This is a genomic window from Nonomuraea wenchangensis (genome assembly GCF_900111685.1).
In the GTDB taxonomy this organism is placed as follows: Bacteria; Actinomycetota; Actinomycetes; order Streptosporangiales; family Streptosporangiaceae; genus Nonomuraea; species Nonomuraea wenchangensis.
The window spans coordinates 416,700-441,131 of sequence record NZ_FOHX01000005.1; the positions used below are offsets into that span (position 1 = coordinate 416,700).

The 24,432-nt window shown below is 73.8% G+C and carries 24 protein-coding genes; 14 read left to right on the plus strand and 10 right to left on the minus strand.

Going from position 1 to position 24,432, the window contains the following annotated elements; translation table 11 throughout:
- Entirely contained in the window at positions 1 to 1,476 is a 1,476-nt protein-coding gene (locus BMW85_RS17730) for an FAD-dependent oxidoreductase (protein ID WP_091082475.1), read from the minus strand.
- Between the two features lie 167 nt (positions 1,477 to 1,643).
- Here BMW85_RS17730 and BMW85_RS17735 point away from each other — a divergent pair, with 167 nt between their 5' ends.
- Complete coding sequence (locus tag BMW85_RS17735) at positions 1,644 to 2,126, plus strand: MarR family winged helix-turn-helix transcriptional regulator (protein WP_091082477.1); 483 nt, start codon at positions 1,644 to 1,646, stop codon at positions 2,124 to 2,126.
- A 298-nt stretch (positions 2,127 to 2,424) separates the two neighbouring features.
- Here the strand turns inward: BMW85_RS17735 and BMW85_RS17745 are convergent, their stop codons facing one another.
- Positions 2,425 to 3,396, minus strand: a complete 972-nt coding sequence (locus BMW85_RS17745) for an AraC family transcriptional regulator (protein ID WP_091082479.1) — start codon at positions 3,394 to 3,396, stop codon at positions 2,425 to 2,427.
- An 83-nt stretch (positions 3,397 to 3,479) separates the two neighbouring features.
- Between BMW85_RS17745 and BMW85_RS51125 the strand changes: the two genes are divergently transcribed.
- Positions 3,480 to 5,216, plus strand: a complete 1,737-nt coding sequence (locus BMW85_RS51125; RefSeq protein WP_143082321.1) for an NAD(P)H-binding protein — start codon at positions 3,480 to 3,482, stop codon at positions 5,214 to 5,216.
- A gap of 26 nt (positions 5,217 to 5,242) precedes the next feature.
- Here the strand turns inward: BMW85_RS51125 and BMW85_RS17760 are convergent, their stop codons facing one another.
- The 5 genes from BMW85_RS17760 to BMW85_RS17780 all read right to left on the minus strand — a co-directional run bounded on the left by BMW85_RS17760 (position 5,243) and on the right by BMW85_RS17780 (position 8,732).
- A complete protein-coding gene (locus BMW85_RS17760) occupies positions 5,243 to 5,590 on the minus strand; it encodes a polysaccharide deacetylase family protein (RefSeq protein WP_091082480.1) in 348 nt (115 codons plus the stop codon).
- 51 nt (positions 5,591 to 5,641) lie between these two features.
- The gene (locus BMW85_RS17765; RefSeq protein WP_091082482.1) at positions 5,642 to 6,082 is read right to left on the minus strand and encodes a ChbG/HpnK family deacetylase; all 441 of its coding nucleotides are present in this window, start codon (positions 6,080 to 6,082) and stop codon (positions 5,642 to 5,644) included.
- Positions 6,079 to 7,473, minus strand: a complete 1,395-nt coding sequence (locus tag BMW85_RS17770) for an MFS transporter (protein WP_091082483.1) — start codon at positions 7,471 to 7,473, stop codon at positions 6,079 to 6,081. Before BMW85_RS17770 ends, BMW85_RS17765 begins: the two co-directional genes overlap by 4 nt.
- A 145-nt stretch (positions 7,474 to 7,618) precedes the next feature.
- Positions 7,619 to 7,855: a DUF3072 domain-containing protein gene (locus tag BMW85_RS17775; RefSeq protein ID WP_177240731.1), complete on the minus strand. Its 237-nt coding sequence runs from the start codon at positions 7,853 to 7,855 to the stop codon at positions 7,619 to 7,621.
- Positions 7,856 to 7,928: 73 nt separating this feature from the next.
- Positions 7,929 to 8,732 carry an alpha/beta fold hydrolase gene (locus BMW85_RS17780; protein ID WP_091082486.1) on the minus strand — a complete coding sequence of 268 codons (804 nt, stop codon included), beginning with the start codon at positions 8,730 to 8,732 and terminating at the stop codon, positions 7,929 to 7,931.
- Positions 8,733 to 8,810: 78 nt separating this feature from the next.
- On the opposite strand from BMW85_RS17780, the gene BMW85_RS17785 reads away from it, so the two are divergent.
- Complete coding sequence (locus BMW85_RS17785; protein WP_091082488.1) at positions 8,811 to 9,656, plus strand: helix-turn-helix domain-containing protein; 846 nt, start codon at positions 8,811 to 8,813, stop codon at positions 9,654 to 9,656.
- Here BMW85_RS17785 and BMW85_RS17790 read toward each other — a convergent pair.
- Positions 9,637 to 10,218, minus strand: coding sequence for a TetR/AcrR family transcriptional regulator (locus BMW85_RS17790; protein WP_091082489.1), 582 nt, complete (start codon positions 10,216 to 10,218; stop codon positions 9,637 to 9,639). The genes BMW85_RS17785 and BMW85_RS17790 overlap by 20 nt on opposite strands.
- Positions 10,219 to 10,309: 91 nt before the next feature.
- Here BMW85_RS17790 and BMW85_RS17795 point away from each other — a divergent pair, with 91 nt between their 5' ends.
- From BMW85_RS17795 to BMW85_RS17805, 3 genes are all read left to right on the plus strand, one after another.
- The gene (locus BMW85_RS17795; RefSeq protein WP_091082492.1) at positions 10,310 to 10,684 is read left to right on the plus strand and encodes a DUF4267 domain-containing protein; all 375 of its coding nucleotides are present in this window, start codon (positions 10,310 to 10,312) and stop codon (positions 10,682 to 10,684) included.
- A 156-nt stretch (positions 10,685 to 10,840) separates the two neighbouring features.
- Positions 10,841 to 12,304, plus strand: a complete 1,464-nt coding sequence (locus BMW85_RS17800) for an MDR family MFS transporter (RefSeq protein ID WP_245774874.1) — start codon at positions 10,841 to 10,843, stop codon at positions 12,302 to 12,304.
- A gap of 501 nt (positions 12,305 to 12,805) precedes the next feature.
- The gene (locus tag BMW85_RS17805; protein ID WP_245774875.1) at positions 12,806 to 13,762 is read left to right on the plus strand and encodes a cyclase family protein; all 957 of its coding nucleotides are present in this window, start codon (positions 12,806 to 12,808) and stop codon (positions 13,760 to 13,762) included.
- A 477-nt stretch (positions 13,763 to 14,239) separates the two neighbouring features.
- On the opposite strand, the gene BMW85_RS17810 is transcribed toward BMW85_RS17805, so the two are convergent.
- Positions 14,240 to 15,070: a helix-turn-helix transcriptional regulator gene (locus BMW85_RS17810; RefSeq protein ID WP_218155822.1), complete on the minus strand. Its 831-nt coding sequence runs from the start codon at positions 15,068 to 15,070 to the stop codon at positions 14,240 to 14,242.
- Between the two features lie 78 nt (positions 15,071 to 15,148).
- On the opposite strand from BMW85_RS17810, the gene BMW85_RS17815 reads away from it, so the two are divergent.
- From BMW85_RS17815 to BMW85_RS17830, 4 genes are read left to right on the plus strand one after another with little or no spacing between them, the layout of a single operon-like run.
- Complete coding sequence (locus BMW85_RS17815) at positions 15,149 to 16,171, plus strand: TroA family protein (RefSeq protein ID WP_091082495.1); 1,023 nt, start codon at positions 15,149 to 15,151, stop codon at positions 16,169 to 16,171.
- Positions 16,172 to 16,179: 8 nt separating this feature from the next.
- Complete coding sequence (locus BMW85_RS17820) at positions 16,180 to 16,995, plus strand: siderophore-interacting protein (RefSeq protein ID WP_091082497.1); 816 nt, start codon at positions 16,180 to 16,182, stop codon at positions 16,993 to 16,995.
- Positions 16,985 to 18,067 (plus strand): FecCD family ABC transporter permease, encoded by a 1,083-nt coding sequence (locus BMW85_RS17825; RefSeq protein WP_245774876.1) that lies wholly within the window; start codon positions 16,985 to 16,987, stop codon positions 18,065 to 18,067. Before BMW85_RS17820 ends, BMW85_RS17825 begins: the two co-directional genes overlap by 11 nt.
- Positions 18,064 to 19,137, plus strand: a complete 1,074-nt coding sequence (locus BMW85_RS17830) for a FecCD family ABC transporter permease (RefSeq protein WP_218155823.1) — start codon at positions 18,064 to 18,066, stop codon at positions 19,135 to 19,137. The genes BMW85_RS17825 and BMW85_RS17830 overlap by 4 nt, the downstream gene beginning before the upstream one ends.
- Positions 19,138 to 19,161: 24 nt before the next feature.
- Here BMW85_RS17830 and BMW85_RS17835 read toward each other — a convergent pair whose 3' ends face one another.
- Positions 19,162 to 19,932, minus strand: a complete 771-nt coding sequence (locus tag BMW85_RS17835) for an IclR family transcriptional regulator (protein ID WP_091082500.1) — start codon at positions 19,930 to 19,932, stop codon at positions 19,162 to 19,164.
- A 100-nt stretch (positions 19,933 to 20,032) separates the two neighbouring features.
- Here BMW85_RS17835 and BMW85_RS17840 point away from each other — a divergent pair, with 100 nt between their 5' ends.
- The 4 genes from BMW85_RS17840 to BMW85_RS17855 are packed head-to-tail and all read left to right on the plus strand — an operon-like array spanning position 20,033 to position 24,062.
- On the plus strand, positions 20,033 to 21,187 hold the full coding sequence (locus tag BMW85_RS17840; protein WP_218155824.1) for a cupin domain-containing protein: 1,155 nt from the start codon (positions 20,033 to 20,035) through the stop codon (positions 21,185 to 21,187).
- Positions 21,184 to 22,023 carry a fumarylacetoacetate hydrolase family protein gene (locus BMW85_RS17845; protein WP_091082503.1) on the plus strand — a complete coding sequence of 280 codons (840 nt, stop codon included), beginning with the start codon at positions 21,184 to 21,186 and terminating at the stop codon, positions 22,021 to 22,023. The genes BMW85_RS17840 and BMW85_RS17845 overlap by 4 nt, the downstream gene beginning before the upstream one ends.
- A complete protein-coding gene (locus BMW85_RS17850) occupies positions 22,020 to 22,766 on the plus strand; it encodes a maleylpyruvate isomerase family mycothiol-dependent enzyme (RefSeq protein ID WP_091082505.1) in 747 nt (248 codons plus the stop codon). The genes BMW85_RS17845 and BMW85_RS17850 overlap by 4 nt, the downstream gene beginning before the upstream one ends.
- A 42-nt stretch (positions 22,767 to 22,808) precedes the next feature.
- Positions 22,809 to 24,062 (plus strand): FAD-dependent monooxygenase, encoded by a 1,254-nt coding sequence (locus BMW85_RS17855; protein WP_091082506.1) that lies wholly within the window; start codon positions 22,809 to 22,811, stop codon positions 24,060 to 24,062.
- Positions 24,063 to 24,432 lie beyond the last annotated feature (370 nt).

The window sequence follows — 24,432 nt, forward strand, 5'->3', positions numbered from 1 at the left end:
TCACCGGACGCCGACGCCGTCGAGGTAGGCCGCGAGCGCTCCGAGCTCGTCCGGGCCGCCCACCGCCGCCACGTATCCGTCCGGGCGGACGAGCGCCCACTCGCCCCGCGACAACCCGTAGGCGTCGCGGACGTGGCCGCCGGTGTCGAGCACGTCCCAGCCGACGACGTGCACCCGCAGGCCGCGGCGCGGCCCGCTGAACGCGTCCGGGTCGCCCCCGTGGCCGAGCAGGGTCCAGTGCGGCCCCTGGAACAGGCTGAACAGCCGGGTCGCGACCCCGGCCGCGCCCGTCACGGGCGCGTCGGGAGCGCGGTCGCCAGGCCGCACGCCCTTGTCGCGGTCCGGAACGGCGACCGTCAGCGGGGAGTCCGGGTAGCCGAGGTCGAGCTGGGTCACCTCCCGGCCGCGCCGGGTGTCGCGGTTCATGGCCGCGCGCAGCAGCCGCTCCGACAGGCCCAGCACCGCCTCGGCGATGGGCCGGCGCTCCAGCTCGTACGACGCCAGCACCGGCTCCGGAGCGCCGCCGAGCACAGCCGCCAGCTTCCAGCCGAGGTTGTAGGCGTCCTGGACGCTGGTGTTCAGTCCCTGTCCGCCGGTCGGGGGATGGCAGTGGGCGGCGTCCCCGGCCAGCAGCACGCGTCCGCGCCGGTAGGCGTCGGCCAGGCGGGCGTTCATCTCGTAGGCCGACGCCCACGTCACCTCGCGGACCGTGAGGTCGTCGCGGGCGGTGCGGGCGCGGACGAGCGCGGTGAGCCCGCCGGCCGACAGGTCGACGTCCACACCGAAGGGGACGGGGGCCTGGAGCTGGAACAGGTCGGTGCCGTACAGGGGGCACAGCGACACGTCCTCCGGCGTCCCCTGGTTCCAGCGGTGCCAGAAGCCGGACGAGAGCCCGTCCAGCCGCACGTCGGCCACGAGCGCCCGCACGCCGAGCGTCTTGCCGGGGAAGCCGATGCTGAGGGCCTTGCGCACGGAGCTGGCGCCGCCGTCCGCGCCGACCAGGTAGCCCGCCCGCACGGTCTCGCGGCCCGCGGGCGTCTCGATCGTGACGGTCACGCCGTCGGGGTCCTGCTCGAAGCCGGTGAGGCGGTGGGCGTACTCGGGGGCGTGGCCGAGCTCGGCCAGCCGCTCGCGCAGCCTACTCTCGGTGCGGAACTGGGGGACGAGCAGCGCCAGGTGGTAAGGCTCGTCCGGCGTCGGGTCCGGCAGCAGCCCGGCGGGCCGGTCCACGGGCCCGTCGTCGGTGTAGAGGCGCTGGTACGGGTACTCGCCGCCGGAGGCGACGATCCGGTCCAGCACGCCGAGGTCCTCGAACACCTCCTGCGTACGGGGCTGGATGCCCTTGCCGCGCGAGCCGGGGAACGGGTGGGCCGCCTGGTCGATCAGGCGGAAGGCGACGTTCCTGCGGGCGAGGTCGATGGCCAGGGTCAGGCCGGCCGCGCCGGCGCCACAGATGATCACGTCGAGATCCGTCATGGGTGTGCCTCCTTCGAAAGTATGTGTATTCTGCACCTAATTTTTCGGATCGGTCAAGCCAGGCCATGGAAAATGCCTCGAAGGTAGGTGCATGAGGAACGTATTCTTCGTAGCGGTATCCTCGCGTCAGCATCGCCCGCCCGTTCACGTAAGGCAGCACGACGACCATGACCTCCAAGCACCGCCGGCAGGCCGCGTTCAGGCGCCTGCACGAAGCCATGGTCGACCTCACCGCGATCATGAACCTGCCGCAGCGCGACGAGGCGCTCATCGCCGAGGCCGGCGTCCAGCTCGACCGGGCCCTGTTCCCCCTGCTCGTCGGCATCCAGCGGTTCGGCCCGATCAGCGTCGGCGAGCTCGCGGAGCGGGCGGGCCGCGACCACACCACCGTGAGCCGGCAGGTGGCGAGGCTGGCCGAGCTCGGCCTGGTCGAGCGGCGGCCGGGCGCGGTGGACAAGCGGGTGAAGGAGGCGCTGATCACCGACGCCGGCCGGCAGGTCACGGACGCGCTCGACGCCGCCAGGCAGCGGATCGCCGGGCCCGTGTTCGAGCACTGGAGCGACCGTGACGTGCTGGAGCTCGAACGCCTGATGCGCCGCTTCGTCGACGACCTGGTCTCGCTGTCCGAGGTGGCGAAGGAGGACACCTGAGCGGCCTGCCATCATGATCGCGTGACCACGATCCTCACCCGCGGCGACCTGCTCACCCTGCTCGATCCCGGCGCCTGCCTCGACGGCCGGGGCCGCCCATGCCACCCTCGGTGAGATCCTGCGCGGCGACCATCCGGGCCGCACCGACCCCGAGCAGATCACGGTGTACGGGCCGGTGGGCCTCCCGTGGCAGGACCTCGCCCTCAGCCTGCTCGCCTGGCGCGAAGCCGGGCGGCGGGGCGTCGGCACCGAGATCGACTTCCTCGCCGGTCCCTGAGCCGGCGCGGCCTCCGCCTGGTCAGCCGCCCTGGGCGGCGCGGCGGTAGCGGCCGGGCGCGGTGCCGTACGCGCGCTTGAACGCCGTGCCGAAGGCGAACTCCGAGCTGTAGCCGACGCCCGCGGCGATCCGCGCCAGCCCGAGGTCGCTCTCCCGCAGTTGCCGGGCCGCGACCGTCATGCGCCACCAGGTCAGGTACGTCAGCGGCGGCCGGCCCACCAGCGCCGTGAACCGGGCCGAGAACGCCGCCCGCGACATCCCTGCCGCGCGCCCCAGCGCCTCGACCGTCCACGGGTGGTCCGGCTCGCGGTGCATGGCGCGCAGCGCGGCGCTGACCGCGGGATCCGTCAGCGCCGCCGCCCAGCCGGTGGCGTCGTCCCCGGCGGGCCGCTCCTCCAGCCAGGCCCGCAGGATGAACAGCAGGAGCGTGTCGAGCAGCGCGGGGATGACGGTGTCCGTGCCGAGCCGAGGCTGGTCCAGCTCCCGCCCGAGCACCTCGACGAGAGCGTGCAGCCCGGGCGCCCCCGGCGCCGCGCCGGCCCGCGGTCCGGGGATGTGGATCAGGCCGGGCAGGTCGTGCAGGAGCGGGTGCGCGTGCCGGGGATCGAGCCGGTAGCCGCCGCAGAGGGTGACCACGCCCGCCGCGCCGCTGCCGACGGTGTCGCTGCCCACGGTGTCGGTGGCGAACAGGGCCGGTTCGTCGGACAGGGGATCGCAGTCGGTGGCGGCCAGCGGGGTGCCGGGGGAGTCGGCCAGCCCGTACGGCTCGCCGTGCGGGAAGAACACGACGTCCCCGGCGGCCAGCGGCACCGGCGCGGCCCCCGGGTCGCCCTCCGGTGGCATGAGCCAGCACGCCCCCTTGAGTATCACCTGGAACCCGGCCGCCCCCGGCACCGAAGGGAACCGCCGCCCCCAGACGCCGTGCCAGGCGATGCGCGCCGCGTTCGGCCGGCCGGTGCGCATGAGCGCGATCACGTCGCTGAGCACGTCCATCCGGCCACCCTACCGACGAACGCGTATGATTTCCGGACTCCAGGACATTGGTCGTCTCGCGCCGCCGCCCTAGCGTGGCAGCCATGTCATCCAAGATCCTCGTCACCGGGGCCACGGGCACCGTCGGCCGCGCCCTCGTGACCGAGCTGGCCGCCGACCCGGCGCAGCCGCACGTCCTCGCCCTGGTCCGCGACCCCGCCGCCGTCCTCCCGCCGCGCGTCGAGCCGGTGCACGGCGACCTCACCGACCCCGCCTCGTTCGCCGCCGCCGTCGAGGGCGTCACCGCGGCCTTCCTGCTGTGGCCGTTCGGCACCGCCGACGGGTTCGGCGCGGTCCTCGACGTGCTCGCCCGGCACACCCGCCGCGTCGTCTACCTCTCCTCGGCCGCCCGCCGCCCGGCCGAGCGCGAGATCGAGCGGCTGATCCGGCGCTCCGGGCTGGAGTGGGTGATCCTGCGCCCGCACCAGTTCGCCTCCGCCGCCCTGCGCTGGGCCGCCGATCCGCGGTTCCAGGCCGAGGGCGTGGTCGCCGAGCCGTACGGCCGGTCGGCCGCGCCCCCCGTCCACGAGCGGGACCTCGCCGAGATCGCCGCCGACGCGCTCACCCTGCGCGGCCCCGCCGGGGTCGTGCACGAGGTGACCGGGCCGGAGACGCTGACGCAGGCCGAGCAGGTGCGCATCGTCGGCGAGTCGGCCGGCCGCCCGGCCCGCTGGGAGGAGCGTCCGCCGGAGGAGGGCCGCCACCGCCTGGTCGCGGCCGGGCTGCCGGCCGAGGTCGCCGACGGCATCCTGCGGGCGCGCGCCGAGCTGGTGGACTCCCCATGGCCGGTGACCCCGCGCCCCGGCGCCCGCCCCTTCCGCGCCTGGGCGGCCGAGCACGCCCACCGCTTCCGCACCACCATGCGGGCCGCGCGCCTCCACGCCTACGGCGACCCCTCCGTCATCCGCCACGACGAGCTCCCGATCCCCGCCCCCGGACCGGGCGAAGTGCTGATCAAGGTGGCGGGCACCTCCTTCAACCCGTCCGAGGTCGGGCTGCGCTCCGGGCTGCTCGCGGCGGCGGTGCCGGAGTGGGCGGGGCTGCGGCTGCCGTACACGCTCGGGTGGGACGTCGCCGGCACCGTCGTCGAGACCGGCCCCGGGGTGGCCTGGCCGCGGGCGGGCGACGAGGTGATCGGCCGGCTGGACGGCGGGGCGGCGGCGTCGTACGCGCTCGCCCCGGCGCGCGTGCTCGCCCGCGCGCCGCACGGTGTGCCCCTCGCCGACGCCGCCGCGATCCCGGTGGCCGGGCTGACGGCGTGGCAGGCCGTCCACGAGCACGCCAGGATCGGGCCGGGCCAGCGGGTGCTGGTCAACGGGGCCGGCGGCGGGGTGGGCGGGTTCGCCGTGCAGCTCGCCAAGCTGGCCGGGGCCTTCGTGATCGCAACGGCCGGGAGCGCGCGCAGCGCGGCGCGGGCGCGGGCGCACGGCGCGGACGAGGTCGTGGACTACCGGACGGACCCGCTGCCCGGCGGCCTCGACGTGCTGCTCAACCTGGTCCCGCTCGACCCCGACGCCGGTGCCGCGCTGACCCGGCTGGTGCGGCCGGGGGGCGTGCTGGTCTCGGCCACCGTGCCGGTCGAGGCGTCACCGGGCGTCACGGCGATCCGCTTCGTGGCCCGCAACGACGCCGCCCACCTGGCCGTCGTCGCCGCGCTGGCCGAGGAGGGCGGGCTCGCCGTGGACGTCGCGGAACGGCTCCCGCTGACGGAGCTGGCCGCCGTCCACCACCGCGCCGAGTCCGGCGGCGCCACCGGCGGCAAGATCATCCTGCTGCCCTGAGCGCGCCGGCCTGGGCCTGCCGGCGGTCAGGGGCGGGCCGGCCACCAGCCGCCGACCACCTCGACGTCCTCGCTCTTCAGCGCCTCGTGCCAGACGGGGTCGCGCAGCAGCCGGGCCTCCCAGGACCGTACGACGCCGTCCGGACCCGCGACCGCCTCCTCGCTGGACGGATGCAGGAACAGCTCGCTCGTGCCCTCGGGCAGCGCGGCGAGCCGGCGCAGGTAGTCCTCGCGCAGCCGCTCGTAGCCGCCCAGCTCGGCCGCCGTGCTGCGGTTGGTGGCGATCGTCTCGGGCAGGGCCACGCCCAGCGCGTCCGCGAGCCCGACGGCCCGTTCGTGCACCGCCGCGAGCGCCGGCGGGAGCGGCCCGCCCATGTACGGCTCCGGGTCACGGGGCAGCCGGAAGGCGAGGCCGTGGCGGGCGCATCAGCGCAGGGTCTCGGCCAGCCACGACCTGCCGTGCAGGCCGTAGAGGGTGCCGGCGTGGGAGTCGGCCGCCTCCGGCGCGAGGCCGTGCTCGCGCATCCAGCCGAGCTGCGCCTCCGCCTCCCGTTCGACGTCCTCGGCCGCGCCGCGGGCGCCGAGCGCGAACGGGTCGTCGAACAGCGTCCCGTCCGGGCCGGTGAGGCTCGCGCCGCCGGTGAGCGGACGCCAGCGCGGGACCCCGCGTTCGCTCGTCAGCGTCACGTGCACGCGCGGCACGACGCCGAGCTCGCGGACCCGTTCGGCGGCGTGGGCCGCGGACGGCGAGAGGCAGATGAGCGTCGTCGCGCTGACGTGGCCCTCGGCGAGCAGGCCGAGGATGACCTCGGTCGAGCCGGCCTCCCTGCCGAGGTCGTCGGCGGTGATCACCAGGCGGCGGCTCATCGGGGACGCTCCACGGCGGGCTCGCCGGCCGGGTCCCCGGGCGGCGGCGGGCCCTCCGGTACGGCCGCCTCGGGCGGCGTCTCGACCGGCACCGAGACGAACCGCGCGGCCACCGCCCCGATCGCCGTCAGCGCGAACGGGTACACGCACAGGTAGACCCGGAACGCCAGCCCGGGATCGCCGCCGGGGTCGTCGCCGGAGTTGTAGCCGAAGAACACGCCGAGCGACGTGAGCGCGAGCCCGGTCACGACCCCGTTGAGCCGCCCGAAGAAGCCGAACGCGGACAGGAACAGCCCTTCGCGGTGCTCGCCGTTGCGCGCCGCGTCGGCGTCCAGCACCCGGGCGACGATGAGGTCGTTCGTCGCGAGCATCCCCGACCAGCCCGCGCCGACGACCACGCCCGCCGCGATGGCGGTGACCAGGTCGCCGGCGAAGAACAGCGCCGCGAACCCGGCCGCGAGGACCATGAAGGCGACCCGCCAGGCCCACAGCGCGCCACGCCGGGCCACGACGCGCGTCCAGGCCACCAGGCCGCCCGCCGTGATGAGGATGACGACGCCCTGGAGGTAGAGCGCGTTGCCGACCGGCAGTCCGAGCGAGTAGCGCACGTACAGCTGGATGCCCGCGAGGACGAGCGCCATGGCGATGCCGTAACAGGCGCCCGTGAGCCCGACCGTCCAGAACAGCCGGTTGCGCACGATGGACCACACGCTGCGCAGCAGCATCGGCTGCTCGCGGGTGGAGTAGCGGGGGTTCTCGCGGGCGCCGAGCGCCATGAACACGATCACGGCGAGCGCCACCACGCCGTAGATGACCGCCGTGGTGCGGAAGCCCTCGGTGGAGTCCTCGGTGCCGAACACCTGGGTCGTGAGCACGGGGGTGACCGCGAGCGAGATCACCAGCGCCACGAGCTGGAAGCCCTGGCGCAGGCCGTTCGCCACGGCCCGGTCGCGCTCGCGCGGGTACAGCTCGGGCAGCAGCGCGCCGTAGTTGGCGTTGAGCATCGAGTCGAACGCCTCGCACAGGATCGCGAACACCGCGAACCAGATCAGCAGGCCCGCGCCCTCCAGCGAGGACGGCGCGGAGAAGAACGCGATCATGCAGGCGGTCAGCATCGGCGCGCCGACGAGCAGCCACGGCCGGCGCCGGCCGAACCGGGTCCTGGTGCGGTCGGAGAGATGGCCGAGCACCGGGTTGTCGAGCGCGTCGATGACCGCGTAGACCACCATGACCACCCCGTACGCGCGGACGTCCAGCCCGAGGATGTCCACGTAGAAGAGGATCATCGATCCCTTGATCATGTTGATCGGGATGGAGGTGCCGAACATCCCGATGGCGTAGCGCCACGCGGGTGTCCGTCCCGGAGCCGGGGGCACGCCGGGCTGGGACACGCGATCACCCTTCCTCGCCGGACGCCGGCGCGGATACCGGCGCTGGACGCGAGGTTACTCTCGCGTCCGCCGAAGAACAGCGGGTGAAGCGGAGTCGTGACCTCGCCGGACACCCGGCGAGGCGCTCATGTCGTACGGCGGGCGCTCACCTCGTACGGCGGTCGTCCGTGTCCTGGGAGGGGTCGCCGGAGGGGTGCAGGCGCTCGCTGTCCTGCCGGAGCTCGTCGATCATCCGGGACGCGTCGGCCTTGCTGAGCCCTCCGGGCACCTCCCTGCCCGCCTCACGGGCGAGAGTGCGCAGGTAGGACTCCTGCGGCGCGGTCATGGGCTCGTCACCGGTCGTCCACTCCTCCGGGTCCTTCTCCACCGGTCCGTGACTCATGTGCTCATCTCCTCGAACGTACGTTCCCTCGGTCGGGCACACCACCATGCCCTCAGCGCCACGGGACAAACACTCACAGGAAGGAGAGGAGCAGCTCGGCCGTGCGGACCGGGTCCTCCATGATGGGCGTGTGGCCGACGCCGGGGATCAACTCGATCCGGGCGCCCGGCACGGCGCGGTAGTCGCCGGCGGACGAGGGCCGCCATCGCCGGTCGTCCGTTCCGAAGATCACCAGCAGCGGTGTGCCGAGCGGCGTGAGCCGGTCCGGCAGCGACCGCTCCTCCAGATAGTCGCGGGGCGCCCGCATCACCGCGGCGAACACGGCGGCGGGCGTGTCGCGAAGGGAGTCGCGCAGGTCGTCCAGCAGTTCCTCGGGGACGCGGAAGCCCGGACGGCTGAACCCGCTGTTCAGGAGCGCGCGGATCAGCTCGTCGCCGGGCGGCCACGTGGCGGGCGCGCCGCCCGTCTCCGGCCCGGTGAAGGCGTCCATGCCGGGCCCGGTGCCGACGAGCGCGAGCGCGGACACCAGGCCGGGCCGCTGCTCGGCGAGCGCGGTGGCGACCGTGCCGCCGCTGGAGTGGCCGGCCACGGCCGCGCGCTCGACGCCGAGCAGGTCCAGCGCCTCGGCGGCCCGGCGCGCGTGGTCGGGGACCGTGTAGCCGGCGCCGGCCGGCTTGGCGGAGCGGCCGTGCCCGAGCAGGTCGATTCTGATGACCCGGTGGGAGCCGGTCAGCAGCGGGGTCAACGCGTCCCATGTGCGTGCGGTGGCCGCGGTGCCGTGGATGAGCAGGAGCGCGGGGGCGTCGCGGGGGCCGTCCTGGCGTACGTGGAGGTCGCCGTCCTTCAGTGGCAGCAGCTCGCCGTCGGTGATCGTCATGGGGCCACTGTCACAGGGGGCGTACGGCCGCGTCTTGGACGAATGTTCTCCGCCGTCGCCGGGATTTAGCATCGGGGCGTGCGGACTTTCGTGCACGGCGCCACCGCCTGGGGCGTGGCGAGCCCGCGCCGCCCCAGCGGGGTCCCCGGCGTCACCATGGCCGGGTTCCACATCCCGGACCTGCGGACGATCCGGATGGTGCCGCATCCGGCCGTGACGCTGCTCGTCGGGTTCGGGGCCGGGACGCCCGTCCTGGACGAGGCCGGCGGGCCGCGGCCGGTCGGGAACGTCGCCGCAGGGCCCGGGTTCGGCTCCGGCGGCGCGGTCCTGGCGCGCGGCGAGAACGTCGAGTGCGTACAGGTGCGCCTGTCCCCGGTGGTCGCCCGCGCGGTCCTCGGCGTCTCCCCGGCCGATCTCGACGGCGCGTTCGTGGACCTCGACGACCTGTGGGGCCGGGAGGCGTCCCGCCTGCGCGACCGGCTGAGCGGCGCCCCGTCGTGGCGGGACCGCTTCGCGCTGACGGACGCGCTGCTCGTCCGGCGGCACCAGGCGGGGCCGCCGGTGGACCCGGAGGTGGCGTGGGCCTGGCGGCGGATCGTCTCCGGCCGTGGGCTGGTCCGGGTCGAGGGGCTGGCCGTCGAGGTCGGGTGGAGCCGCAAGCGCCTGTGGTCCCGGTTCCGTGCGCAGCTCGGCCTGCCGCCCAAGCGCGCCGCGAAGCTGGTCCGCTTCGACCGCGCCGCCCACCGCCTGACGGCGGGGGAGGGCGCGGCCCGGGTAGCCGCGGAGGGCGGTTACGCCGACCAGTCGCACCTGCACCGCGAGGTCGTGGCGTTCACCGGCGCGACGCCGTCGGCCGTGGCCGAGGAGCCGTTCCTGGCCGTGGACCACCTCGCCTGGCCCGGCCTCAGCCGCTCCCGGCGGTGAACCGGGCCAGCAGGAGCGCCAGCCTGCGCTCGTGCAGCTCGCGGGGCAGCCGGCCGCCGAGCGTGAGCGTCGCCAGGCCGTGCAGGGCGGCCCAGTACGTCTCGGTCAGCAGGCCGAGGTCGTCGTCGCCGGCGTGCGGCCGGACGGCCTCGGCGAGCTCCTGGAAGCCCGCCGACAGCGCGGGCGGGACCTGCGGGGTGGCGAACGGCAGGTCCACGCCGCGCCGGAACATCGCGTCGTAGAGCGCGGGACGCCGCTCGGCGAAGGAGACGTACGCCCGCCCGACCCCCGCCAGGGCGTCGTCCGCGTCCCGCGCCGCCGTCCGGGCGGCCCGCAGCTCGCCGGCCAGCTCGGCGAAGCCCTCCACCGCGACCGCCGCCATGATGGCGTCCTTGCCCTTGAAGTGGCTGTAGAGCACGGGCTGGCTGTACTCCACCCGCTCGGCGAGCCGCCGGGTGGTCACCGCCTCCCATCCTTCGGTCTCGGCGAGCTCCCGGGCGGCCGTGATGATCAGCTTCTCGCGTTCCGCGCGTTCACGCTCCCGGCGGGATTGGATTGTCATGCTTCGAAATCTAGCATCGCTAGCCAATCTGCCGATGCTCTGCTAGCGTAATTTTTGTTCCTAGCGCTGCTAGATTTTCCTGGAGGCGAAGATGCTCACCTACATCGCGTACGGCCTGGCCGTCGTCCTCAACCTGATGATCCTGTTCATCGGAGCCCGTTTCCTGCTCGTCCCGCAGGCCGCGGCGGCCGGTTACGGCGTGCCGGCCAAGACCGACGGCGACCGGGCGTACCTGACCATCAAGGGGGTGCGCGACGGGACCTACGGCCTGCTCGGCCTGGCGCTGCTGGCCTTCGCCGGGACCACCGCCGAGGCGTGGTACATGCTGGTCGTGGCGCTGGCGCCGCTCGGCGACACCCTGATCGTGCTGCGCAACGGCGGGACGAAGGCCGCGGCGTTCGGCATCCACTTCGCGACCGCCGTGGTCGTCCTGGTCTGCGCCGCCCTGCTCTTCGCGGTCGCTTGATCACCTCACGGCCCCTCGCGACCGGCCGGCCGCCACCGATGAGTTCTGTCGGTGGCGGCTGTCATTCTGTGCATGACAACGAATTCCGCTTGCGCGATCGAGGGCCGCGACGCCGGCCGTGAGCACATTCCGTCCGACGATCCCGAACGAGGTGCCGTGTCCGGCCGACAGTCCCACTCCCATGCCAGCCCCGCCGCCGCGGGCGGCACGCCGGTCGTGATCCGGCTGCTGGTGCTCGCCACGTTCGTGGTCGTGCTCAACGAGACCATCATGATCAACGCGATCCCCCGGCTGATGAGCGCCCTCGCCATCACCGAGCAGACCGCGCAGTGGCTCTCGACCGCCTTCATGCTCACCATGGCCGCGGTCATCCCCGCCACCGGCTGGTTCCTGCAGCGGGTCACCACCCGCCACGCCTACGCCACCGCGATGGGCCTGTTCCTGGCCGGCACGGCGCTGGCCGCCGTCGCGCCGACGTTCGAGGTGCTGCTGGCCGCCCGCATCGTCCAGGCGGCGGGGACGGCCGTGATGATGCCGCTGCTGATGACCACGCTGATGCGGGTGGTGCCGGAGGAGGACCGCGGCCGGGTGATGGGCAACGTCAGCCTGGCCATGTCGGTCGCGCCCGCCATGGGGCCGGCGGTCTCCGGGGTGATCCTGCAGTTCGGTTCCTGGCGGCTGCTGTTCGCCGTGGTGCTCCCCATCGCCGCCCTCATCACCTGGGGCGGGATGAAGCGGCTCCAGGACGTCGGGGAGACCGAGGTGAGCAACATCGACTGGTTCAGCGTGGTCACCGCGGCGGCCGGGTTCGGCGGCCTGGTCTACGGCCTCAGCCGGTTCGAGGGCGGCGACCCCGCCTTCGCCGCGGCGATCGTCGCGGCCGGGCTGGTCACCATCGTCGTCTTCGTCGTCCGCCAGCTCTGGCTGCAGAAGCACGGCGTGCCGCTGCTGGACCTGCGCACCCTGCGCCAGCGCACCTACACCGTCGCGCTGATCCTCATGTCGATCGCCTTCATGGCGATGCTCGGCTCCATGATCCTGCTGCCCCTCTACCTGCAGAGCCTGCGCGGGCTCAGCGCCCTGGAGACCGGGCTGCTGGTGATGCCGGGCGGGCTCGCGATGGGCCTGCTGGGGCCGGCCGTCGGGCGGCTGTTCGACCGGTTCGGCGGCCGGGTGCTGGTCGTCCCCGGCGCGGTCGGGATCATGCTCACGCTCACCGGGCTCACGCAGGTGTCGATGACCACGCCCTACTGGCAGATCCTCGGCCTGCACATGCTGCTCATGGTCAGCCTGGCCGCCACCTTCACCCCCGTGTTCACCCTCGCGCTCGGGGCGGTGCCGCCGCGGCTCTACTCCCACGGCAGCTCGATCCTGAGCACGCTGCAGCAGGTCGCGGCGGCGTTCGGCACCGCGCTGGTGATCACCGTCATGAGCGCGCGGGCCGGCGCGCTGCGGGCGGAGGGGGTCCCCGAGGCGCTGGCCGACCTCGACGGGATGCGGCTGGCGTTCGTCATCGGCGCGGTGCTGTCGGTGGCCGTCGTCGCCACCGCCCTGCTGCTTCCCGCCCGGACGGGCGACGCGGAGGGCTCCGAGGAAGCCCAGCCGGCGCACGCGGTGTGAGGGGCCGGGGCAGGGGTGACGGGATGAGTTCTGGCCCTGGTCAGCGGCCTGGGGGGTTCGACTCGCACCAGGTGAACAGATCGCGCACGCGCAGCGGCTGGGGGTCAGGCTCGGGCCCGGCATCGGGTTCGGGCTCGGGTTCGGGGGCGAGCCCGGGTCTGGGGTCGGGTCCCGGGGTGGGATTGAGGCCGGATCCGGGTTCGGGCTCAGGTCCGGCCTCGGACTCGGGGCCGAGCTCAGGTGCGGGGGCGAGCTCAGGTCCGGGTCCGGAGTCGAGTCCGGGGTCGGGCCCGGGACCGGGTGTGGGGGGTGGGTCGTTGCCTGGGAGCAGTTGGTTGTCGTGCATGACCTCCACCATGACGGCCCGCGGAGATCGGGCGCAGCCGTACGACCACATCTCGTGGGTCAGGTCGTGCTCACGCCCCGGACGGATTGTCGGAGCGCCGGGATAGCCTGCCGGCGGTGCCCTCGAACCACATGACCGAAGGAGTCGATGCTGGGATGACGGCAGGGCGATCGATGCCTACTCAGGACGACGTGCTCGGATACTTCGACACGCTGTCGAACTGGGGACGGTGGGGCGACGACGACGAGCTAGGCACCCTCAACCACATCACCGACGACGTCCGGCTGGCGGCGGCGCGGGCCGTGCGCCACGGCAGGAGCGTGTCGTGCGCGTGGGAGGTCTCCGTGCCGGAAGACATGGAGCGCTCGACGACGACGTGCCCGTGCGCCGCCGACATGCCGGGTGCCGAGAACATGCCGGTGTCCGCATTCCACAAGGACCGGCGCTGGGGCTTCTCGTCGGAGCGGCTGGGGCTCACGTTCCACGGCAACACCCTCACCCACCTCGACTCGCCGTGTCACATCTTCTGGGACGGCACGATGTACAACGGCCGGTCGCACGAGTTGGTCGACGCGGAGACGGGATCGGCGTGGGCGTCCGTGACGGCGGCGGCGAACGGGATCGTCACGCGTGGTGTCCTGCTGGACATCGCGGGTGTGCGGGGTGTGCCGTGGCTGGAGCCGGGGCAGGGCGTGTTTCCTGATGATCTCGAGGAGGCCGAGCGTCGCCAGGGTGTGCGGGTGCGGTCCGGTGACGCGGTGCTCCTGCGGACCGGCTACGGCCGCCTCCGGCACGAGACCGGTGCGGCGAGTGGTTTCACGCAGGCCGGGTGGCACGCGTCCTGCCTGCCGTGGCTCCGTGAACGGGAGGTCGCGCTGATCGGCGCCGACACTCCCCAGGACGTCCAGCCGTCGGGGTACGACAGCGTGTTGATGCCGGTTCACGCCGTGAGCCTCGTCGCGATGGGCCTGTGGCTGCTCGACAACTGCGACCTGGAGGCGTGCACGACCACGGCCGCCGAGCTAGGCCAGTGGGACTTCCAGCTCGCGGTAGCGCCGGTCCGCTTCGCCGGCACGTCCGGCAGTCCGGTCAATCCGATCGCGACCTTCTGATCGCGGTGCACGGGGACATAGGGGCGGATCACGGCGGCTTGGCCGGATCATGGCCGAGTGTGGACGGGAATCGGCCGTGATGTCGGGCGAGAACCGCAGCCGATATCGATGCCGATACGGGCGCGGTTGTCGCATGCCGTCGTGACCCGCTGTCTTCACCGGCTGTTCTCACCGGTTGCTCTCACCGGGGACGGATCACCACCAATCCCAGTCGTCTCCCCAGGGACCGCCCCAGGGACCGCCCCACCACCGTCTGCGGTAGCGGCAGCGCCGACCGCACCAACGGCGGCGGCGGCAGCAGCCTCCGCCTCCGCGGAACCCATATCCGGCCATGGTTCCTCCCTCCACCGGTCTGATCCCTTCATCACGACGCTAGCTCCCAAATAGGGACGAACCATCGCACATGTGGCTATTTCACGGTCATTTGACGGCGATTTCACGACGGCAAAGCGGGCCGGCGGCTTATCGCCCCCGCGCTCAGGCGTCGGCGGCGGAGCGGCGGTCCGCGTAGCGGCCCGGTGTGCAGCCGTACTCCTTGGTGAAGGCCGAGATGAACGCCGACGGGCTGGAGTAACCCACGCGGTGCGCCACCTCGGCGACCGGCCGGGTCTCCAGCAGCACCCGCGAGGTGCTGAGCCGCAGCTTGGTCCGCACCTTCGAGTACGGCATCCCGAACTCCCGCTCGAAGTCGCGCTGCAACGTCTTGACGCTGACGTGCAGCCGTTCGGCCCAATCGGCGAGCCCGGCCTCGTCCCCGGGGTCGTGGGAGAGCGCCCGCGCCACGGTGAGCGCGAAGCCGGTGCCGGTGGCGTGGTGGCCGACGAAGTCGGCGGCGCCCGCGCCGAGCCCGGCCATGATGCGGGCGCGGGCGGCGAGCGCCGCGCCCTCCTCGTGACCGGGGCGGCAGATGGCCTCGACGAGCCGCGCCGCCTCCGGGTCCATCGAGACCGGGCCGGCCCGCAGGCCGGCGAGCGCCTCGGGCACCTCGCGCAGGCAGATCCGGTAGACGCTCTGCCGGTCCGCGGCGCGTACCTCGTGGGTGACGGCCCGGTGCGCCCAGAACGCCTCGCGCGGCCCGACGAACTGGGTGCGGGCGCCGTACCTGGTCGCCAGCATGCCGTCGGGGGACCAGTAGAGCTGGTGCAGGAAGTCCTGGCGGCCCTCGCTGAACTCCAGCACGGCCGCGGAGCGGTACTTGAGCACGAGGATGCCGTCCGGGCGGCCGAGGCCGTAGCCGTACTCCTCGCACCACAGCGGGTCGGTGCCCACGGGGTCGGCGAGGGTGACGGATTGGCGTCTCGGCGACATCGGTTGGCCTCTCGGAGACATCAGCGGAACCAGTGGTAAGGGTAGCCTAACCTCATCTCTAGGAGTTGAAGGAACCCCATGCACCACGTCCACCTCCGGCGCGCCGCCGGAGCCCTCGTACTCACGCTCGCGATGACGGCCGGCTGCGGCTCGACCGGATCCGGCGAGCAGCCGGCGTCCGCCGGCGACAGCACCGCGGGCGCCGAACCCGCCACGCGCGTCTTCGCCGCCGACAACGGCGAGGTCACCATCCCGGCCGACCCCAAGCGGGTCGTCGCCACGGGCTACGCCGTGCCCGCCCTCATCGAGGCCGACGCCGCGCTGGTCGGCATCTCCTCCTGGCAGCGCGGGCTGCCGCTGATGTCGGACGAGGACCGGGCGACCTACGACCGGCTGGAGAAGATCGCCGGGGAGACCGCGGCGGAGACCAACTACGAGGCCATCGCCAAGGCCAAGCCCGACCTCATCGTCATCGGCGTCCCCGCGCCCGCCATGGCCGACCTGGACCTGGACCGGCTGAAGTCCCTCGCGCCCGTCGTCGCCATCGGGCCCACCCTCCCGTCGGCGTGGCGGGAGCTGTCCCAGCGCCAGAGCGACGCCGCCGGCCGCTCCGTGAACTTCGGCGAGGCCAAGGCCGCCTACGAGAAGAAGGCCGGCGAGCTGACCGCCAAGTACAAGGACGTGCTGACGGGCCTGAAGTTCGGCCACGTCGGCGCGTACGGCGAGATCGCCGGCGGAACGTTCCAGCGCGAGTTCGCCGGCTCGTGGGGCACCAACATCGCCACGGACGTCGGCGTCACCTACTACGGCGAGGTCAAGAAGAAGGGCGGCAACGCGGCGGACGTCAGCGAGTACCCCTCGATCGAGGAGCTGAACGAGAGCCTCGGCGAGGCGGACGCGATCACGTACACCGTGCAGGCCGACGGCAAGCCGAACGAGGCCGTCCAGTACGTGCTCGACTCCAAGCTGTGGAAGAGCCTGCCCGCGGTCAAGGCGGGCCGGACGTTCCCGATCCGCTACAGCGAGGCGGCCACGTACTCGTCGGCCATGAAGACCCTGGACGCGATCGACCAGGCGTTCGCGCCGCTGCTCGCCCAGTGAGCCGGCACGTGGAGATCGAGCGCCACGACCCGCGCGGCCGGGTCGCCGCCCACCACGCCGGCGGCTCAGGCGTGGCCAGGATCGGCTACCCGATCGGCGTCCGCACGGCGCCGGTCGCCCGGCGCGAGCTCGTCACCCCGCGCATGCTCCGGCTCACCCTGGCGGGCCCCGAGCTGGACGGCTTCCACACCTACCAGGCCGACGACCATGTGAAGATCGTCTTCCCGGACGCCGACGGCACCGTCCGCGCGCCGGTGCCGAACGACCGCCTGGAGCTCGACTGGCCCAAACCGTGGTCCCCCACCCGCAAGTACACCGTCCGCCGCTACGACGCGGCGGCGCGCGAGCTGGACCTGGACATCGTCCTGCACGAGGGCGGCCTGGCCGCCGACTGGGCGGCCCGCGTCGCGGTCGGCGACCCGGTGACGATCGCCGGCCCGCCCGGGGCCAAGGTGTTCCCGCACCACTACCCGCACTACGTGTTCGCGGTGGACGCCACCGCGCTGCCCGCGGCCGCCCGCTGGCTGGAGGAGTCGCCGTCCGGCGTCTCCGCGCACCTGGTGATCGAGACCGACGACCCGGCCGAGCACGCGTACCCGCTGGCCGAGCGGGCCGGCGTGGAGGTGACCTGGCTCGTCCGCGAGGGCGGCCGGTCGCTGCTGGCTGAGACCGTGCGGGGGCTGCGGCTGCCGGAGGGGCCCGCGTTCCTGTTCGCGGCGGGAGAGGCGGGCGACATCAAGCCGCTGCGCGCCTGGAGCGCCGGCCGGCTGGACGCGCTGTTCACCGGCTACTGGAAGCGCGGAGTCGCGGGGCTTGAAGACTGACTCTTCCGGGCGGCGGGCTGGCGCGAGGACTGACTCTTCCGGGCGGCGGGCCGGCGCGAGGGCCGGCTCTTCCGAGCGGCGGGCCGCCTCGGCGGCGCGGCGCCGGGTGGTCGTCCTCGCCGCCTTCGTCCTGTTGCTGCTGGCCGCGCTGGTCGCGAGCGTCTGCGTAGGAGCGCGGGCGATCGCGCCGGCCGACGTCTGGCGGGCGCTCGTCGGCGCGGACGGCGGCGAGGCGTACCTGATCGTGCACGACGTACGCGGGCCGCGCACGCTGCTCGGCGTCTGCGTCGGCGCGGCGCTCGGCGTCGCGGGCATGCTGGTCCAGACGCTCACGCGCAACCCGCTCGCCGAGCCGGGCCTCCTGGGGGTCACCTCGGGGGCCGGCTTCGCGATCAACGTCGGCGGCCTGCTCGGGCTGGCCGGCGGGCAGGCGGGGCAGCTCGCCCTGGCCTCGCTCGGCGCCGCGCTGACCGCCGTCCTGGTGTACGCGCTCGGCTCGGCCGAGCCGCTGCGCCTGGTGCTGACCGGCGTCGCGCTCAGCGCGGTGCTCTCCGGGATCTCGCTCGGCCTGCGCCTGACGCTGCCCGACGTGTTCGACAGGTACCGGTTCTGGTCGATCGGCTCGCTGGCCGGGCACGAGCAGGCGCCGCTCGCCCTCCCCGCCACGACGATCGTGCTCGCGCTGGCCGGCGCCGTCCTGGTGACCCGGCCGCTCAACGCGCTCGTCCTGGGCGACGACGCCGCGCGCTCGCTCGGCGGGAACGTCGTGCGCACCCGGGTGGCGGTGCTGGTGCTGGTCACCCTGCTCGCCGGGGCGGCCACCGCGGTCGCCGGGCCGATCGCCTTCCTCGGGCTCATGGTGCCGCACCTTGCCAGGCGGCCGGCCGGTGGGTCGGTCCCGTGGCTGATGGCGTACACGATGGTGCTGGGGCCGGTGCTGCTGCTGGCCTCGGACGTCACCGCGCGGGTGCTGCTGCCGACCGGCGAGGTGCCGGTGGCTGTGGTCACGGCCTTCGCGGGCGCACCCGCGCTCATCTGGGCGGTACGCCGGCGCGGACGGGTGGCGGCATGAGCCGGCCCGTCGCCGCCCCGCCCGTCCTGACCCGGTCCGTCGTGCTGCGCGTGGGCCCGTGGTCGTTCCGTGCCGGCCGCCGGACACTGGTGGTGTCCGGCGTGCTGCTGGCCGCGGCCCTGGGCGTGGGCCTGCTCGGCCTCTGCCTGGGCGGCGGCTCGTGGACCGCCCCCGGCGAGGTGCTGGCCGCGCTGGCCGGCCACGGCGACTCGGTCGTCGTGGTACGCGAGTGGCGCCTGCCCAGGGTCGTCGCCGGACTGGCGTTCGGCGCGGCGCTCGGCCTGGCGGGCGCGGTCTTCCAGAGCATCACCCGCAACCCGCTCGGCAGCCCCGACGTCGTCGGACTGGACGCCGGCGCCTACACCGGCGCGCTGTTCGCGATCACCGTGCTGGGCGGCGGTCCGGGGACGCTCGCGGGCAGCTCCGTCGCGGGCGGCCTGCTGGCGGCGGCGGCCGTCTACGTGCTGTCGCTCGGGACCCGGCTGAGCGGGCTGCGCCTGATCGTCGTCGGGATCGCGGTGAACGCCATGCTGACGGCGCTCAACTCCTGGATCGTGCTCCGCGCCGACCTGGACGTGGCCATCGCCGCCACCGGCTGGAGCTCCGGCTCGCTGAACGGGCTGGACTGGGACGAGATCGCCGTGCCGATCGCCGTCATCGTCGCGCTCGCCCTGCTGCCGGCGGCGCTCTCGCCCGCGATGCGGCAGACGGCGCTCGGCGACGAGCAGGCGATCGCCTCCGGCGTGCGGCTGAACCCGCTGCGGCTGCTGCTCGTGCTGGCCGGCGTCGGCTGTACGGCGACGGTGACCGCGGCGGCGGGGCCGATCATGTTCATCGCGCTGGCCGCGCCGCAGATCGGCAGGCTGCTGGCGGGCACGGCCGGCGTCGCGCTCGCCCCGGCGGCGCTGGCGGGCGCGGTGCTGCTGTCGGCCGCCGACGTGGTCGCGCAGGTCCTGCTCGCTCCGGTCGCCCTGCCCGTGGGCGTGGTGACGACGGTGATCGGCGGCTGCTACCTCATCGCCCTGCTCGCCAGGAAGGCCCGGCGCGCGGCCGGCCCGCCCGCCTCCTGACGCGGACGAGCCGTCCCGAGGGTGTCAGGCGGGGTGGCTTGTGCGCATTTCGTGCTCGATGTCGCGGGCGGTCACCGACAGCGCGCCCACCAGCTCGGGCAGCCGGTTGCGGGAGAAGCGGCTGGTGGGCATCGACACCGACAGGGCCGCCTGGGCGCGGCCGTCCGGGCCGCGTACGGCCCGGCCGACGGCGGTGACGCCCGACTCCGTCTTGCCGGCGTTGATGGCGAAGCCCCGCTCGCGGACGTTGCGCAGCTCGCGGCGGAGCGCCGTCAGGTTGGGCCGCTGGTCGAGCCGGTCGGCCCACTTGTCCTCGCCGTAGAGCCCGTCGAGCCGCTCCTGCGGCAGGTCGGCGAGCAGGACCTTGCCGCCCGAGGCCAGGTGGGCGGGGAAGACCATGCCCTCGCGGTTGCCGACCCGCAGCGCCTGCGTGCACTCGACGGAGCCGATGAAGCGTACGTGGTCGCCGGAGAGTATCTGCAGGTTCGCGCTCTCCTGGACGCGTTCGACCAGGGCGGCGATGTGCGGCATGGCGACCGCGCGGAGCAGCGCGGTGTGCGACTGGGAACGGCCGCCCAGCGAGAGCACCGGCCCGGCGGCGTACTGGTGGTCCTCGCGGCGGACCGCGAAGTCGCGGTAGACGAGCATGGCCAGCAGCCGGTGCGCGGTGGAGGGCGCCACCCCGAGCCGCCGCGCCGCCTCGCCCACCCCGAACGGGCCCTCGACCTGGAGCATGACCGCGAGCTGCAGCGCGTGATCGACGCTGCGGACGAGATAGTTGGGAGGATTCTTCACAGCAGAATCTCCTATTCTTTTCCGCTCCCCACCATACAAGCTGGAGACCTGCGGGAGCGGCGGCGTGCCGTCGCGTCGTCCCGCGTCAAGGACGCTAGGAGTGGACATGACCGAGATCGCGAACTCCCCGGTTCGCCTCACCGCGGTCGACTCGCCGGATCAGCCGACGCCGTCGGCGGCCCTGGAGGAGCTGTACCGCGGCTTCGAGAAGGAGCTGCTGGTCCCGCTGTGGACCGAGATCGGCGACCTGATGCCGGTGCACCCGAGGAGCAAGGCGGTCCCGCACCTGTGGCGGTGGGAGAACCTGGTGGCGCTGGCCGGTGAGGCCGGGCACCTGGTGCCGGTCGGCAGGGGAGGGGAGCGGCGGGCGATCGCGCTCGCCAACCCGTCGCTCGGCGGCCGGCCGTTCGCGACGCCGACGTTGTGGGCGGCGATCCAGTACCTGATGCCGGGCGAGGACGCCCCCGAGCACCGCCACACCCAGCACGCCTTCCGCTTCGTCGTCGAGGGCGAGGGCGTCTGGACGGTGGTCGGCGGCGACCCGGTGCCGATGCGCCGCGGCGACTTCCTGCCCCAGGGCGGCTGGAACTGGCACGCGCACCACAACGCCGCCGACCGGCCCATGGCCTGGATCGACGGCCTGGACATCCCGTTCCAGTACGTCACCGAGTCCCAGTTCTTCGAGTTCGGCCGCGACCGGATCAGCGACGCCGAACGCACCACGCCCGAGCGGTCCCGCTCCGAGCGGCTGTGGGGGCACCCGGGGCTGCGTCCGGTGTCCGCGCCCGGCGCGCAGACCTCGTCCCCGCTGCTGGCCTACCGGTGGGCCGACACCGACCGCGCCCTCGCCGACCAGCTCGCGCTGGAGGCCGAGGGGCACGCCGGCACCGTCGAGCCCGGCCACGCCGCCGTCCGCTACACCAACCCCACCACCGGCGGCGACGTGCTGCCCACCATCCGGGTCGAGATGCACCGCGTGCGCGCCGGAGCCGAGACCGCGCCCCGCCGGGAGACCGGATCCTCGGTCTACCAGGTCTTCGACGGCAGCGGCCGGATCACCGTCGGCGACCGGTCGTGGTCGGTGACCCGCGGTGACCTGTTCGTCGTGCCCTCCTGGACGCCGTTCTCGGCGCGTTCGGAGGCGTCGGCGTCCGACTCCGACTCCGGCTCGCTCGACCTCTTCCGGTTCAGCGACAGCCCGATCTTCGAGGCGCTGCGCCTCGACCGCTCCGATGTTGAAAGGCCGCAGGCATGAGGTTCGCCACCATCCGTACCGACCAGGGGGACACCCGCGCCGTGCGGGTCGAGGGGGAGACCCTGGTCGACCTGGGGCTCGCCGACGTCGGCGAGCTGCTGGCCCGGCCCGACCGGGCCGAGCTCGCCGTCCGCGCGGGCGAGCCCGTGGCCGGGTTCGCCGGTTTCGCGCCCGTCGTGCCGAACCCCGGCAAGATCGTCTGTGTGGGGCTCAACTACCGCAACCACATCCTCGAGATGGGGCGGGAGCTGCCGGAGTACCCGACGTTGTTCGCCAAGTATCCCGAGGCGCTGGTCGGCGCGTACGACGAGATCCAGCTCCCGCCGGAGTCCGACAAGGTGGACTGGGAGGCCGAGCTCGCGGTCGTCATCGGGGCGCGCGTGCGGCGCGCGGACGAGGCCGAGGCCGAGGCCGCCATCGCCGGGTTCGCCGTGCTCAACGACGTCACCATGCGCGACTGGCAGTACCGCTCGCCGATGTGGCTCCAGGGCAAGACGTGGGAGGCCAGCACGCCGTTCGGGCCTTACCTGGTCACGCCGGACGAGCTGGAGGGCGGCGTGCGGCCCTCGCTCACGCTGACCGGCTGGGTGGACGGCGAGCAGGTGCAGCAGGCCGACACCGCCGACCTCGTGTTCGACCCGGTGGACCTGGTCCGCTACGTCTCCACGATCCTCACGCTGAACCCCGGCGACGTCATCGCCTCCGGCACGCCGGGCGGCGTCGGCCACGCCCGCAAGCCCGCCCGCTACCTCGCCGACGGCAGCGTCCTCGCCACCGAGATCACCGGCCTCGGCCGCTCGGAGGTCAAGGCCGTCGCCGAACCGGCCGCGCGATGAGCGAGGACCCGATGAGCGGCGGCCCGATGAGCGGCGACCGGAGCCGCGCCGACAGCCTGCGCTGGACGGCCGAGGGCAGCACGGTCTTCTTCGACGCCCTGGCCGGGCTGCCGGACGGGCGCCTGGACGAGCCGACCGCGCTGCCGGGCTGGAGCGGCAGGCACCTGCTCGCGCACGTGGCCGCGAACGCCGCCGCGCTGGCCAACCTGGTCCACTGGGCGCATACCGGCGAGGAACGGCCCATGTACTCCTCCCCGGAGCAGCGTGACGCCGACATCGCGGCGGGCGCCGCCAGGCCCGCCGCCGAGCTGCGGGAATGGGCGGCGCGGGCCGCGGACGACCTCGGCGCCCGCCTCGCCGAGCTGGACGAGCGGCAGTGGAAGGCGCACGTCCGCACCGCGCAGGGCCGTACGGTCACCGCCGAGGAGATCCCCTGGATGCGCGCCCGCGAGGTCATGGTGCACGCCGTGGACCTCGGCGCGGGGGTGACGTTCGACGACCTGCCCGCGGACTTCCTCGCGGCGCTGATCGCCGACATCGCGGCCAAGCGCGCCGCCGCCCCCGGCCCGGCGCTCACGCTCACGGCCAGCGGCGGCGGCACGTGGCGGATCCCCGGCTCCGGGGAGCCCGTCCCGCTCACCGGGACCCTCGCGGGCCTGGCCGCCTATCTCTCGGGCCGGGGCTCCGGCGGCGTCACCGGCGAGGCGGGCGGCCCGCCCCCCGAACTTCCGCGCTGGCTCTAGCCGCTCGCATCTGCCGCTCGCATCTGAAGGAAAGGAACGGACATGGTCGGACACGGCCGCGACGCCGACGTCGTCGTGGTGGGCGGGGGCATCGGCGGCCTGGCCAACGCCCTGGCGCTCACGCTGAAGGGCCTGCGGGTCCGGGTGCTCGAACAGGCCCACGAGTTCGGGGAAGTGGGCGCGGGCCTGCAGATCGCGCCCAACTGCACGCGCATCCTCGACCGGTGGGGCCTGCTCGACGAGGTCACGTCGCTCGGCGTGCTGCCCGAGAGCATCGTCATGCGCGACGCGATCGACGGCGAGGTCCTCACCCGGCTCGACCTGCGGGACGTGGAGCGGCGCTACGGCTTCCCGTACATGGTGATCCACCGCAGCGACCTGCACGGCACGCTGCTGCGCGCCTGCCGCCGGGCCGGGGTGGACCTGGTCAACGACGTCACGGTCACCGGGTACGAGCAGGCCGCGGACGGCGCGGTCGCCGTGCACGCGGGTGGCCGCGAGCGGGGCGCGGTCGTCCTCGCCGCCGACGGGCTCCGCTCCGTGGCCCGCCGCCTCCTGAGCGACGACGAGCCGGTCAGCTCCGCCTACGTCGCCTACCGGGGCGCGGTGCCGTTCGAGCAGGTCGCCCGGCTCGACGTGCAGCCGAAGGACGTGGTGGTGCACGTCGGCCCGCGCTGCCACTTCGTCCAGTACGCGCTGCGCCACGGCGAGATGTTCAACCAGGTCGCGGTCTTCGAGTCGCCGAAGGCGCTCGCCGGCGAGGAGGACTGGGGCACGCCCGACGAGCTGGACGCGGCGTTCACGGCGACCAGCGAGCAGGTGCGGGCCGGGCTGCCGCTGATGTGGCGCGACCGCTGGTGGCGGATGTTCGACCGCGATCCGATCGACGACTGGGTACGGGGCCGCGTCGCCCTCACCGGCGACGCCGCGCACCCGCCGCTGCAGTACCTGGCGCAGGGCGCGGTCATGGCCATCGAGGACGCGTGGGTGCTCTCCGAGCACGTGGCCCGCCTCACAGGCGCAACCGGTGCGGCGGGCGTGGACTGGGACGCGGCCCTGGCGGCCTACAACGCCGTCCGTCCCCTGCACTGCCGCCGGGTGCTGACCACGGCCCGCGCCTGGGGCAGGCTCTGGCACCACGACGGTGAGCAGAGGGAGTGGCGTAACGCCGTGCTCCGCGAGCGGGACGTCCACGACTACGCGTACGTGGACTGGCTCTTCGGGCCGACGGCGCTCACGCCCGGCGAGCTGCCGCCGATGTTCCCCGGGTACGACGGCGAGCCAGCCCTGGCCTGATTGCGGTCCGCCGTAACGGTGGTTTCGGGTCCGATCGGCCGAAGATTTCGGGAGCGCTCCCACATGCTCAGCCATCAGCTTGACCTGCGCTGACTGAATCTTCGGCCGCCGACCGCCCGGCGGGAAGGCGAAGGCCGGCCATTGCCGGCCTTTCCGCATGAGGTCTTGACATCGCAGGCAGGCGAATTGCTCAAACAGTTGAGTAGACCGTTCCATTCTTTCGGACGGGCCGTTCAATATGCTCTGAGCTGGCCTTTTGAGGTCGCATCACAATCAGTCAGTATCGATGCAAGTTCCGGCGAGTACCTAATTTCATATTGAGACCGGCTCCGCGGAGAGGGATGTCATACTGCGCTGGGAGCGCTCCCGC